This is a genomic window from uncultured Tenacibaculum sp. (assembly GCF_947498805.1).
In the GTDB taxonomy this organism is placed as follows: Bacteria; Bacteroidota; Bacteroidia; order Flavobacteriales; family Flavobacteriaceae; genus Polaribacter.
In genome coordinates this window covers 309977-323765 of sequence record NZ_CANMLT010000001.1, presented here as the reverse complement: position 1 = coordinate 323765, position 13789 = coordinate 309977, and the positions used below count along the sequence as shown (strand labels likewise).

15 protein-coding genes are annotated in these 13789 nt (G+C 32.5%); all 15 read right to left on the bottom strand.

Annotated features, from left to right (window positions below; translation table 11 throughout):
- Positions 1–44: 44 nt before the first annotated feature.
- Positions 45–899 (bottom strand): helix-turn-helix domain-containing protein, encoded by an 855-nt coding sequence (locus Q0873_RS01625; protein ID WP_299103992.1) that lies wholly within the window; start codon positions 897–899, stop codon positions 45–47.
- Between the two features lie 105 nt (positions 900–1004).
- Positions 1005–2027, bottom strand: coding sequence for a hypothetical protein (locus Q0873_RS01620; RefSeq protein WP_299103991.1), 1023 nt, complete (start codon positions 2025–2027; stop codon positions 1005–1007).
- A gap of 20 nt (positions 2028–2047) precedes the next feature.
- Positions 2048–2533, bottom strand: coding sequence for a hypothetical protein (locus Q0873_RS01615; RefSeq protein ID WP_299103990.1), 486 nt, complete (start codon positions 2531–2533; stop codon positions 2048–2050).
- A gap of 74 nt (positions 2534–2607) precedes the next feature.
- On the bottom strand, positions 2608–3150 hold the full coding sequence (locus tag Q0873_RS01610) for a dihydrofolate reductase family protein (RefSeq protein WP_299103989.1): 543 nt from the start codon (positions 3148–3150) through the stop codon (positions 2608–2610).
- A 17-nt stretch (positions 3151–3167) separates the two neighbouring features.
- Positions 3168–4211 (bottom strand): ArsO family NAD(P)H-dependent flavin-containing monooxygenase, encoded by a 1044-nt coding sequence (locus Q0873_RS01605; protein ID WP_299103988.1) that lies wholly within the window; start codon positions 4209–4211, stop codon positions 3168–3170.
- 22 nt (positions 4212–4233) lie between these two features.
- A complete protein-coding gene (locus tag Q0873_RS01600) occupies positions 4234–5460 on the bottom strand; it encodes a PatB family C-S lyase (RefSeq protein WP_299103987.1) in 1227 nt (408 codons plus the stop codon).
- A 47-nt stretch (positions 5461–5507) separates the two neighbouring features.
- Positions 5508–6050 (bottom strand): sigma-70 family RNA polymerase sigma factor, encoded by a 543-nt coding sequence (locus Q0873_RS01595; RefSeq protein ID WP_299103986.1) that lies wholly within the window; start codon positions 6048–6050, stop codon positions 5508–5510.
- Positions 6022–7194 (bottom strand): MFS transporter, encoded by a 1173-nt coding sequence (locus Q0873_RS01590; protein WP_299103985.1) that lies wholly within the window; start codon positions 7192–7194, stop codon positions 6022–6024. The genes Q0873_RS01595 and Q0873_RS01590 overlap by 29 nt, the downstream gene beginning before the upstream one ends.
- Complete coding sequence (locus tag Q0873_RS01585) at positions 7185–7337, bottom strand: hypothetical protein (protein ID WP_299103984.1); 153 nt, start codon at positions 7335–7337, stop codon at positions 7185–7187. The genes Q0873_RS01590 and Q0873_RS01585 overlap by 10 nt, the downstream gene beginning before the upstream one ends.
- Before the next feature lie 94 nt (positions 7338–7431).
- Entirely contained in the window at positions 7432–8769 is a 1338-nt protein-coding gene (locus Q0873_RS01580; RefSeq protein ID WP_299103983.1) for an NAD(P)-binding domain-containing protein, read from the bottom strand.
- Between the two features lie 95 nt (positions 8770–8864).
- Complete coding sequence (locus Q0873_RS01575; RefSeq protein ID WP_299103982.1) at positions 8865–9974, bottom strand: bestrophin family ion channel; 1110 nt, start codon at positions 9972–9974, stop codon at positions 8865–8867.
- Between the two features lie 117 nt (positions 9975–10091).
- A complete protein-coding gene (locus tag Q0873_RS01570) occupies positions 10092–11027 on the bottom strand; it encodes an L-histidine N(alpha)-methyltransferase (protein ID WP_299103981.1) in 936 nt (311 codons plus the stop codon).
- 1 nt (position 11028) lies between these two features.
- Positions 11029–12186, bottom strand: a complete 1158-nt coding sequence (egtB, locus tag Q0873_RS01565) for an ergothioneine biosynthesis protein EgtB (protein ID WP_299103980.1) — start codon at positions 12184–12186, stop codon at positions 11029–11031.
- 159 nt (positions 12187–12345) lie between these two features.
- Complete coding sequence (locus tag Q0873_RS01560) at positions 12346–13113, bottom strand: MBL fold metallo-hydrolase (RefSeq protein ID WP_299103979.1); 768 nt, start codon at positions 13111–13113, stop codon at positions 12346–12348.
- Between the two features lie 59 nt (positions 13114–13172).
- Positions 13173–13748, bottom strand: coding sequence for a Crp/Fnr family transcriptional regulator (locus tag Q0873_RS01555; RefSeq protein ID WP_299103977.1), 576 nt, complete (start codon positions 13746–13748; stop codon positions 13173–13175).
- Positions 13749–13789: the final 41 nt, after the last annotated feature.

Below are 13789 nucleotides of genomic sequence, written 5' to 3'. Positions count from 1 at the left end.
GACAAGAGCTATTTCTGAAGATATCTAATACAGATTAAAAACTATCATTTTGATAACCTATATTGATTTGGAGGAACTCCCACTTTTAATTTAAATAGCCGAATCAAGTTGTTAGGTTCAGAAAAGTTTAAATCGTAGGCTATTTCTGATATGGTTTTAGTAGAATGAATTAATTGTGTTTTTACTTCTGAAATTATTCGATCTTTTATCATTTCTGTTGCAGTAACATTGAATTGTTTTTTAACAGATTGATTCAAGGTTATTCTACTCACATTTAGCAAAGAAACATAGTCATTCACCTTATGTTTATGTTGATAGTTTTGTTCTAACGCTTCTTTAAACAAGTAAGCATTATTATTTAATTGAGTCTCACTATCCAATTGGTATTTCTCACAAAACACACGATTCATTTTGATCAAAATATAATACAACAGCGCTCTCAAAATATGTCTTGAATCACTTTTAAAATTGACTATTTCATTTTGAATTTCACTGAAAATCGTATGATTAAAGATAGAAAGCAATTCTTCTGATTTGAAAGTTGTAAGCACACTTTTATTGTAAAAATATTGAAGTCGGTATACAAATAACTTATCCGAGAAAAAATTGGCTAAAAACTCCTTTTCAAAAATAACTGCCCATCCTTTTACTTTGTTTTCATCTACAACCCAACTTCTTTTTTGATAAGGAGACACAAATAAAAACAGCCCCTTTCTCAGTAATATCTTTTCTCCATCTAATACCACATACCCATCGGCTTCATCATAAAAGAATATTTCAAAAAAGTCCGTATCATGCACTTCTTCAGTTAAAAGAAACTCGTTATTTTCTTCTATCTTAAAAAAGTCCATTGCCAATGGACGATCATACTTATATTTATCAAAGGCTATCGTTATCATTTTGATAAGCTAAAATTACACTTTTATACCAAAAATAAAAAAACTAATCCATGCAAGTAATTTTCTCGCAAGGATTAGCTTTTAAACTTTTCTTAAAATGTAGATTTAAAGATTTTCTTTTACTCCTAGTACTATTCGTTCTATAATTTTTTTGGCTGTGGTTAAACTCGACAAATCCTTATAAATAATACCGTTTTGTCCAGAATGATGACCATGCCCAACAAGATCCATTAAATAATAATTCTTATCATCGTTCATATTTACTTTTGCTTCAAAAATTATAGAGGGTTGTCCTAATTGTCCTGTTCCATTGTGAAATACCTCATCATCAGGAAAATCATATGCCGAGTAATATTCATTATCATCAAAAGCTACATTAATTTCTATCTTTAATATAAACTCCTTCAACTTATCAATAGAGGTTACCAATTGAAAATTATCTGTTATGGTAGCTCCCGTAATAGCATCTGGTAAAGGTTGATTACTTGGAGGCACAAATAATCCGTCTGCATATTTCACTCCTCTTTTATGTGACCAAACAGGCAACGCATTTACTCTTCTATAATCACCTGATGCATTTTTAACCTCATCAAAATCTTTAAAATTCTCTTTACTCCTTCCTCCAAAAAACAATCCTTTTGCTGTTGCTTTTGAGACAAAGAGTGTTTCTTTATAGTTTCCTTCGGTATCTTCAATCCATATAGCCATTTGCGGATGCCAATAATGCTCTGAACGTAAAACATCAATAGATAATTGAATATCTTTTAATGTATTCATCTCTACCAACTCAAAAACGGTACGGTTAAGTTCTTTTTGACTTGTTGCTTTCTGCTTAGCTCCAAAGTCCATAAACTTATTTAAAGGATACACTTGATAGTATCCTGCAAAAAACACCAATACCCCAATTAATACTACCAACAATAGCAACTTTCCTTTGAAATATAAGATAATCGAGCGAAAATTGTTTTTTAAATGGAAAACTACCCCCAGCGTAAATAGTACTCCAAATACCGTATGTAAAGTTGCTGTATGATTGGAATAAGGTTGAAAAAAGGATAAAATTCCGGTAATAAATAATACAACGAAACTTACAGCAATGGATAAACTTATGAGTTTTCTAAAAGTCATTTTTTATGTAATTCTAGCTTTTACAAATAGGCTTTCAATTCTTTTATTCTATTATCTAAATAGGCTACTTGCTTTGCTTTATTACTAGGCAACTTAAAAGTTGAAGTTTTGAACTTTGTTTTACTAGCGAACTCTTTTTCAATTAACTTAAGTTCTCTCACAATAATTTGTAAACTCTTCTCCTCGTTTTCTCCAACGATCCCATGGATATCGTACGAACGCTGAGCAAAAATCGGAGTTTTAGATTGCTCCATTTGTGCTTTTAACCCAATTAAGTTTTCTCTTAAAGATGAAATTACTTTTGCCTCACCAAACTTCGTTTTAGCACCTCTACAACTAGAAGGTAAACATCCAGAAGTACTTTCTTCAGCTACTTTCTCTGTATTGCATGCAGCCTTGTCTTTTTTCTCATCACAACAAGCAGTTTGCGCTAATACATTTGTTGTAAAAAGAGTAAAGAAACTTACTGCAATTGCAAATACTGTTGGTTTAAATTTAAATGTCATCGTTTTCAGGTTTTAATAATTAAACATTGATTCTACCTGATAAGACGATGACATTTTAAAATGATGCAGAAAATTTATGATTTCACTCTTTTAAAGTGATTTTGTACCACTTTATCCAAATATATTGTAGTTTTTACACATTCAAAATGTAGCCTATTTGATAAACTTGAAAACAAGGATATTCCTTCTCCTAATAGTACTGGTATCTTTGTTATAATCATTTCATCTATCAAATCTTCTTTTAAAAAACTCTGAATCACCTTTCCTCCATCTATATAAAGAGCATAACATTCTTTCTTATGAATTTGTTCTAAAACTTCTTTTAAAGTTCCTTTTACTAAAAACACTTTTTCTTTCAGGTTTTCAGGTACATCAGACAATGTATTGCTTAACACAAACACAGGTTTCTGATAAGGCCAATCGATACCAAAGCCTAGCACCGTTTCATAGGTAGTTCTACCCATTACAATAGCATCCACTGAAGATGTAAATTCATGATATCCCATATCTATATTATCTGGATTAGGTATTTCATGAAGCCAATCTATGTTTCCATTTTTATCGGCTATAAACCCATCTATACTTGTTGCTATAAAAACCTTGTTACTTTTTTGCATTTGTTTTTTTATGCAAGTTATGATAAAAATTCTGTTATTTCTTTTACTGTTTGTCTTGCTGTTTTTCCTACTCCGTAAATGGTAGCAGAAGCAAAACCGGTCCAACTTCCATACCCCACCAACCATAAGTTAGGTTCTTTTATTGAGCGAGTATACTGCGTTTCTATCTTGTTATTTTCAATGATATTTAGTGTATCTAAATGTCTTAAGTTCGCTTTAAATCCTGTACACCAAATTACAACATCAAAAGGCTCTTGTGTTCCATCTTTCCAAATAACACCTTTATTATAAAATGATTTGAATGGTCTTTTCGCATGTAACACTTTCCTATCTCTTGCTTCTTTTACACTTTCAACCATTACAACACTGCTTAACGATACCTTTCTTTTGGAAGGTTGTTCCGTTGACTTTCCTAAAAACTTCTGCGTTGCTTGGTTAAACAAATAACGACCATCTATATCATCAGGTAAAAAATGAGGTTCTTGTAAAGTGATCCATTGGGTACTAGCAATCTTAGATACCTCTGCCAATATCTGCGCGCCTGAATTACCTCCTCCAACAATTAACACTTTCTTTCCCGAAAGTTCGTTGGAATCTCTATAATTAACCGAATGTAACTGCTCTCCTTCAAATTCTTCTAGATTGGCATAGTCTGGCATAAATGGTTCTTGAGCCGTTCCTGTGGCACTTACTAAGGTTTTGGTATAAAAATCTCCTTGAGTCGTAGTTATTTTGAATATTCCCTCTTCTTTATGAACACTTAAAACTTCCGTATTTCTTTGAACAGGAAAATTATATCGCTGTTCATACTGCTCTAAATAATTAATGAATTCATTTTTAGTAGGGTACTCATGTTCACTTTTTGGCATCATCCAACCTGATAGTGAACTATATTCTGTTGGTGAAAATAGTTTTAAACTATTCCAAGTATGTAACCATGCTCCTCCAGATTTCGCTTGGTTATCTAATATTAAATAATCAAGCTTAGAACGACGTAAAAAATAGGCTACCGAAAGTCCTGCTTGCCCACCTCCTATTACAATTGTATCGTATATTTTCATTTACTAAATAATATGGATGACTTTAACAAGAACAAGTCGAACTAGCTTCTTCATTTTCATTGAAATTTTCATCAACCCCATTATCAATAGCTTTTTTTAACTGGCTAAATACCTTCTGTATTGTTTCTAAAGGAGATGCAATATTCATTCTCATAAACTGTGTATGTGAACTTTCAAACCAGCTTCCTGGTGCCAAAGCTAATTTTGCTTGCTTTACAATCACATGCTCTAGTGCTTTATCTGATAATCCTAACTCGCTAAAATCTAACCAAATTTGGTAGGTTCCTTCAGGAGTAAATAATTTTACTTGAGGTAATTCTTTTTCAAGAAAGGTTTCAATCCAGCTCAAAGTGTTTTCTAAGTAATTTATTAATTCATCCAACCATTTTTCTCCTTTGGTATAGGCTGCAATAGTTGCATTCCCTGCAATAATACTTCCGTGATCTAAATACATAGAAGACACTAATTTCTTTATTTTTTCGTGTATTGCTTCATTCTTTATATAGAGATATCCGTTAGAAATACTTTGCATTCCAAATGTTTTCGCCGGAGATCCTAAAATAACAATATGATTTTCGCTTTCATTCAATGATGCTATGCTATGAAATGTGGCTTTAGCATATACAATATCTGAGTGAATCTCATCACTAACAATCGTAACATTATATGCATTTGCTAATCGAACTAATTCTTCTAGTTCTTCTTTACTCCATACACGTCCTACTGGATTATGCGGATTACATAACAAAAACAATTTAACCTCTCCTTCTTTAAAATTATTCTCAATTGTAGCTAAATCCATTCGGTATTTTCCTTCTACTATTTTCAAAGGGTTTGCTACTACTTTTCTACCAGTAGATTTAATAACATTTGCAAATTGATGATACACCGGTGTTTGTATCATAACACCTTCTCCTTCATTGGTCAACTCTTTAATTAGTACAGCTATTCCTGTTAATACACTTGTTACCTGTACGAATGATTCAGAATTTAACCTCAATTGATGACGCTTTACATTCCAGTCAATAATAGCTTTATAAATTCCAGCAGTGTTAAATTCATAGGCATATATATTTCTGTCTATCAATTCTTGAAGCGCTTCTTTTATTGGTGTAGCAACTTCAAATTCCATATCTGCAATCCAAAGAGGTATTACATCTGTAGTACCGAACATTGAGGTTAGCATTTCTGGATTACTCTTTACAAAATTGTGTTTATAATCGGTTTTAATTATATCGAATGAATTCATTGTTTATTTTTTTATTGGAGACGATCATTTATAAAAATGATGCATTCTTAATCACATGAGGTTGTTTTATCACATCTAGTTTTAGACTCATAGTCCATAATACTTCCTTTCCCTCCTTGCAAAACTATGCAACATCCATCAATTAATTCTTTTAATTTTTTTCGCCCACGTTGTATTTTAGAACGTACGGTTACATAGTTCATATTCAACTGTTCCGCAATTTCTTTTTGAGGGATTTCTTTTAGTTCCGATAACACTAGTAACTCCTTATACTCTTCTGGTAATTGTTCTATAAAAGCCTTTACACAAGTACTCAATTCCTCTCCTGCATCTTCCGAAGATTCATAGTTTACATAGGTATCTTCTTCTATTGAATTTGTTTCTATATGCTTTTTTCGATAGTAATCTGTAATGGCATTTTTTGCAATTGTATATACCCAACTTTTCAAATTAGTTACGGGTTCTTTAGTTGACTTTGCCAACTTAAAAAATACATCTTGTGTTAAATCTTCAGCATCTTCTTGATTACGAACACGCTTTTTAACGTAGCCTAATAAAGGATTATATAGTTGAACGATTTGTTGTTGCATTTTGAATAATATAAATGATGAATAAGATAGTTAAAGTTATTGATAAAATTAAAAAAAGTGTTTGCACTCCTAAAGCATTTACAAGCATAATTCCGATAAAAGCTCCTAAGGCAGCTCCCAAATCCCACCAAGTACTAACACTTGAAATGGCTTGTAATGAATTTTTATGTTCTTTTTGTTGTTCTATAGCTACCAATGGAGAAAATGTAACGACAATTGTGTTAAATAAGAAAGCTACAATGATTCCTATTATTGGAAAACCTACCACAATTAACAGCAAAGCGAATATTACACATACTACTCCAACAGAAAACAATGTACTTGGTCGAATTTTTATGGAAAGTACTCCGCTTAAAATTGAGAATAACAAAGTAAATAGCTTTTTAAGGAATAAGTAAAATGCTACTAAAACAAGGACTTCAGATATTTCCATAGTACCTCCTATCAAATTAGACAAGGCTACTACCATAATACCATCAACTGTGAGAGACATTAGAAAAACTAATATGTTTATGGTACTTGGATAAAATGTTTGTTTTGTTTTTACCGCTTTTGATTCTGATGGAATATTTGGCAATGTAAAAGCCAATAGTATTCCAATTACACTAATACTAGCAATAAGAAACAATCCTTTTTGAACTCCTACAGCCGCTATTAAATGAGATCCGAACCACAGCACAAACAACCCTCCTAAAGATTTTATGGCTGTGGTAAGTCCGAATGCCAATCCTGCATTCTTTTCAGATTTGGATGCATAATTTAACGTGGCAATTTTTAATCCAGAATAACTCAATCCCCATAAAACTCTAGCTATTAAAAAGAGTACCGCTCCCAATCTCAATCCATATACAAATGTGGTTAACGTCGCCAAAATGGAAGTTGCAATAAGCATTTTCTTCATTCCTATTTGGTTAATCAAGTTAGCGATATGTGTATTTGAAATGATTCTTACAAATCGATTGATGGAAAGTAAAACTCCAATAAACAAAGCAGAGAAGCCCAATTCAGCACCATATACTGGTAATAATGGGTATAAAATAGCGTCACCCAAACCTGCAAAAGCCATTACCCAACTAGCACGTAAAGCCCCTCTAAAAGAGGAGCTTTGCTTTTTATATGTTATTCCTTTTGTGGTTAACAACATCCACCACCCGCTTGTGGTTTTTCATTTACTTGTAGTGGAGTTCCACAAGTATTTTGAACTGTTGCAACTTTTGCAGGAGCAGTTCCACAGCATCCTCCTCCTTGTATTGTTTTTTCTTCTCTCTTACTATTTCTTGTTTTCATGTATTCTTGTTTTTATTATCTCTCATCTTTTAAGACGTAATACTTATAAAATGATGCAGTTTTATACTTTTTTTTATGTCAATGGTTTTCATTTTTAACAGCAAGAAGCTACTTTCTTCTCTTCTTCAACTCGTTCGGAACCACAACAGCTACCTACATTTCCTTCTTTTGCAGAATTAAAATCAGTGCTACACACTCCCGTTTGCGGTAAATATAATTCTACACGTGCCGCCGCTTCTAAATCTCCAGCCAAATACGCTACAATAGAACGCACTTGTTCATATCCTGTTGCCATTAAGAACGTAGGCGCTCTTCCATAGCTCTTAGAACCTACGATATAGAAATCTTTCTCTGGATGACGTAATTCTTTTTCTCCATGTGGCCTTACTGTTCCACAACTATGAATATTTGGATCAATTAATTCAGCTAAATCAAAAACAGATTCTAAAGAGGCATCTAAATCTGTTCGAACTTCTCGTATCATATCTAAATTAGGTCGAGATCCTGTATTACTAATAATTTCATCTACTCGATGAATGGTTTTCAATGTTCCATTCAGGTCTCCCAATATTTGGATCCCTTCTTCACTCTTCTCTAATTTTAAAATATGAAAAGGGGTGTATGCATTCAGTTTTCCACTATTTACCAAAGCTTCAATTTTAATTCCTAAAGCTCCTCTTGCTGCTAATGCATCATCTTTCTTTCCTCCATACACTCTTTCCATTGTATCTTTTCTCAAAATCCAATTCAATTGCGTTTCGGGATATTCTTTTTGTATTTCTGCTAAATCTAACAATGCATTAATCGCAGAATGTCCTCCTCCAACAACAACTACGTTCTTATTTTTATAACGTTCTAAATGATCTTCTTTCACATTCGGAATACCATAAAATATATGCTTACTTAATTCTTGCTCTCCTTCTGCAAACACCCCTCCAGAACCTATTGGATTTGGTTGATTCCATGTTCCCGTAGCATCCAATACCGCTTTGGCTTCATAGTAATTTACCTTTCCTTTTTCTTCTACTTTTATAGAAAATGGTTTTTCCTCTCTTCCCCAAGTTTTCATCTTATCAAAACCTTTTCTTCCAATCGATACTACTTTCGCATTTACATGTATATATGGTGAAATCTGCGGAAGATTTGCTAACGGACGAAAATATAGTTCTACTAATTCCTTTCCTGTTGGTAAACCTTCTTCATCAGGTGCTATCCAATCTGTTTGTTCTAAAAGTTCTCGTGCTACTTTATCTATATTATACCTCCAAGGTGAAAACACGCGAACATGACTCCAAGACAACATATTTTGTCCAACAGATGTTCCAGCTTCAAATACTATAAAAGGGATATTTTTTAAACTAAGATGAGCTGCCGCCGCTAAACCTACCGGACCAGCTCCTATAATTGCTACGGGTAATTGGGTGTTTTGCATCTTTCTTTTAATTTTAGTTATTATTCACCTTCTAAGACGCATCCTTTTAAAAATGATGCAAAAAAAATCCTGCATTTGCAGGATTAATTATAGTATTACATTTGGGTATCGAATCTAGCTTCAATAGGTCCAGGAATTTCATCTGGCTCATCTCCTATTATTTGACGAATATCGATTTCTATACCTCTAGACATAGTGGTAATTGGTACATCATTTGGTGTTCCCTCAAATGGATTTTCTGACACTTCTCCAATGCGTTCCATCGTATGAAATATCCAAGAAATCACAATACTAAACGGAATTGTAAACCAAACAAAATGTTCTCCAATTAATTCTATTAAATGATGATACCCTCCGTCTGGATAAGGCTTCCAAGTATGTGTAAGTTCTACTATTTGCTTTCCTATTTTATTAAACTCGTGCATCATTCCGTAAGGCAATAAAAACACGAAAATCCAAATAAAGAAACGGTTCAATGTAGCAAACTGACGTGGATATGGAAAGTTTTTAATACGCTCTACCTTTCCTTGCAGCGTAAAAAATTCTACTTGCATTCTTTCCATTTCTAAAAATGCAAACTCCCATATATACCCCTTCTCCTTTAAATCTCTTAATTGCTTTGATTGTAAATTCAAACAAGCTCCTTGTTTATTACGCTGACTTAAAATAAAATATTTTTCCTCCTCCGTTACATATCCTGTAAGTTCTTCATCTAAAGTTGATACCCGTTCTTTTACGTTCAATCTATTGTCTATATACTCTCTATCTGATTTATTATAATTAGATATTTCCCAAGGTTTTGGAGTACGTAAAGCATGACGTAAGGAAGCCATCCAAGCAACATGACGCATAATCAACTGCTTTCGAAATGTAAATAGTTCTTTCTCGCTTAACTTATGTTCAGCTCGTTCATTGGTTATAAAATCATTGGTCATCATTGCGAAAGAACGAGAAGCATTTACAATTCCTCCCCATATTTTACGCGCTTCCCATAGACGACCATAGGTAGCATTGTTCTTAAATGAAATTATAAAAGCTAGTGCGGTACCTACTAAACCAATTGGCAACCATGGTAGATGTAACCAATACCATCTTAGCCCTGTATATAACAGTACTGGAATTAATGATAGAATTACAAAGATGTAGATATAGCGCCGTGTCCATGACAGCATATCTCTGATGGAATAGTTTCTTCTAGTGTACATAGTTGATTATAATTGATTCGCTCCTTTTATAGATATTACAATATAGCTAATTCCATTGACTTTACAACCTGAAAATGAAACTGCTATATTTTATAAAGCTTTGATACAGCTTGACAATTATTTACTCCATAAACTATCCGTAAAGTAGTTTTTTGAATCCAAAAAATGATGTTCCAATTTGTATCCAGAATTGACTGCCAAAGTTTCTATTTCTATAAAATCGAATTTCTTCGACAATTCTGTCCAAATCAACTCATTTACATCAAAAGAAAAGGTTTTCTCCAACGACTGAATAAAAACATCTTGTTTTTCCAAGCTTACTAAATAACTTCTCACCTCACCTGTTATGGGGTTGTAATGGCAGTAAAAATCGAATTTATTCAGATTAAAATTTGCTCCTAACTCCTTGTTTATTCGGTGTAGCAAATTCATATTAAATGCTTTTGTTATTTCATGAGGATCATCATAGGCTTTTTTAATGGTAATTGGATTTTTTTTCAAATCAAATCCGATTAATAACTTATCATTAGGTTTTAAATGACTTTGAATCAAACTCAAAAAACTTTGCGCATCTTCATCTTTAAAATTCCCAATATTACTTCCTAAAAACAATACTAAACTAGGGATAGTATTAGGTAAGTTATTTAACAAATTAAAATAATCTCCTACATAAGGTTCTAATTTTATATCAGGGATTTCATCTGCTACTTTTGCTGATAAAATATCAATTGCCTTCTTTGAAATATCAACTGGAATATAGGTAAAGTTTAAACCTAAGTCTTTAAGATTCTTCAGCAATTTAATCGTTTTATAACCATCGCCTGCCCCTAACTCAATAATATTAAACGGAACCTTAAAATTTACCTTTTCTGCTATTTGTTTAGCTTGTAACGATAAGATCTCATATTCTGAATTTGTAAGATAGTATTCTGGCATAGCCATGATCTTTTGGAAAATTTGACTTCCTATATCATCATAAAAGTATTTTGACGATAAATGTTTGAATGATGCAGATAAGCCTGTATCTACATCTCTCATAAATTGTTCTAACATATTATTTTGCTAATCGAATTCCTGTAAATTGCCAACGTTCATTCGGGTGAAAAAAATTGCGATATGTATATCGACTGTGATTTGGTGATGTTGCTACAGAAGCTCCTCGGAGTACCATTTGGTTTATCATAAATTTACCATTATACTCACCAATAGCTCCTGCTGCCTTTTTGAAATTAGGATAAGGTAAATATGCTGAATAGGTCCATTCCCAACGTTTTCCCCATTCCATTTTCTTAGAGGCAACCTCCCACTCAAACTCTGTTGGTAATCGCATGCTCTTCCATTCAGCAAATGCAGCAGCTTCATAAAAACTGATATGTGTGAGTATTGCATCGGGATTTACTTTTTGTAATCCTGATAAGGTAAAATGAAACCATTCATTATCTATTTTATGCCAGTATAAAGGTGAGTTTATCGTATTTTCAGTTACCCAAGTCCAACCTGCATCTAACCAAAGATTAAAATTACTATACCCTTTATCTTCTATAAACTCTATGTATTCTTTATTGGTTACTAATGCTGAGCTAATTTCAAAATCATTTAGAAAAACCTTATGCACCCCTAGCTCATTGTCATAACAAAACTCATTTCCTTTATGTCCTATTTCATATACCCCTTCTTCTATTTTTATAAAACCTAAAGTTGTATTTTCAGAGTTTATTAAACTGGCTCCTTTTTGGTATACGGGAAAAATAGGATTACTCCCTAACATAAATTTAATATCGGTAATTAATAATTCTTGATGCTGTTGTTCATGATGCAAGCCTAACTCAACTATTTCTTCTATGTCTTTAGTATATGTTCCGCTCAGAAACTGTAACATATGCTTATTCACATAAGCCCTGTAATCATATACTTCAGTTACATTAGGACGAGTAATCGTTCCTCTGTTCGCTCTAAAAACTCTTTCTCCAACATTGTTATAGTAGCTATTAAACAAGAAACTAAAATTAGGATCATAAACCTGATAATTACGGACATGTGTTTTTAAAACAAACTCTTCAAAAAACCAGGTAGTATGTGCTAAATGCCATTTAGCAGGACTGGCAAACGTTGATGCTTGTACCACATAATCTTCTGTTTGTAAAGGTTTGCATATGTCTTCTGTATATGCTCTTACGCGATTAAAACGCTGATGTAAATTAGGGTGATTCATAGACTTCCTAAAGTAAGAAAAGATTCCACAAGTTTTACAACTTATGAAATCAAATTAATTAAGAAATTAAAATTTTCTTGTATTACTTCATTATAGATTACTTTTCAATATGAGACCACATGATTAGCTTGACCTATAATTTTAAAAATAAAATCATAATTAAAATTCCATTACTGCACCATCTTCAGGAACATAAGTTCTATCTGCCACTCTCTCTTTTTTAAATATCGCTCTTAAATCGGTTCGTTTTGTTGGACAATGATTTACTGCTTCTAAATGATTTGCAATTACTTTTCCTTGAGTAGTTTTTACAAACTTCACAACATCCTCTACACGCATGAGTAATGGTTGAAATAGATCTAATTGGGCAGTTCCTGCAGCTACTACACTAATTTCTGGTTTGTATTCTTTCAATACTTTTTCTACATCCTTTGTATAAATGGTATCGCTACTCAAATACACACTAGGTTCATCTTTTAACTTAATAACAAATCCCATTACATTTCCCATTGGTTTAGCAATGAATCCATAACCATGGCGAGCAGGAATTCCTTCAATAGTTCCTCCTAAAAATTCATTTTCATCCCAATATTCTAAAGTTTGAACAACATTGAGACCTTTCTTTTTGAATACTTTTTCATCCAGTTGGCTACAAGTAACTGGAATGTTTCTCTCTTTTAGAAATAGCTCTCCAGCTTTGTCAATATGATCGGGATGTTGGTGTGTAATTACACAATGGGTTACCTTTTCTAAAATAGTTTCATATCCAATTGGTAAATCTATAATAGGGTTTCTTTTAGGCTTGAATCGAAATAAAGTAAATGGTGGTCCTGCGCTTCCTTTCTCTCCTAACATAGGATCTACTAAAATCACATATTTAGCAGTTTCAATAACCATTGTTGCATTTCTTAAATGATGAATCTTCATGACGTTTAATTTTATATTACAAAGATTCCTCGATCTAAAAAATCACACATTGATTCAAATCAAGAAATTCTTTTTCGAATTCTACTTAAGGTTTCCGGAGTAATATTTAAATAGGAAGCGATATGATACTGCGGAATTTTCTCTAACCAATTCGGTTTATAAATGAGCATTTCTTTATACAGTTCATCTGCTGTTTTGGTAATTCTATTGTACTCCAAAAGCTCTTTATGCTTCAATAATTTTTGAAAGGACAAATCGATAAAAGATTTACCACATTCATATTTACTTAATAAATCTCGAAAGGCTTGCTTATCTATATATAACAACTCTACTTCCGTTAAACTTTCTTGATGCTTTTTGGTTCTTGAGTTATTGATAAAAGAAGATAAATCTGTAATAAACTGTGGTCTTGTAAAAAAGTTAATATTTGTTTCTTTCTCTGGAGTTGCATAGTACTCCCTAATCACACCAGCATTTAAAAATCGAAGCTGTTTTTCTTCCTGATTTCCATTTAAAAGTTGTGTTCCTTTTGAAAACGTTTTTGTTTGAAACAAACCGAGTAACTCTTCCAATCCTTCCTTGTTTAAGGGATATTCTGTTTCAAAAAACTTCGATATTTCAGTAAGGGTACTCATATCTACAAAAATAATAAAAACTCTCAGTCAAACGTATCATT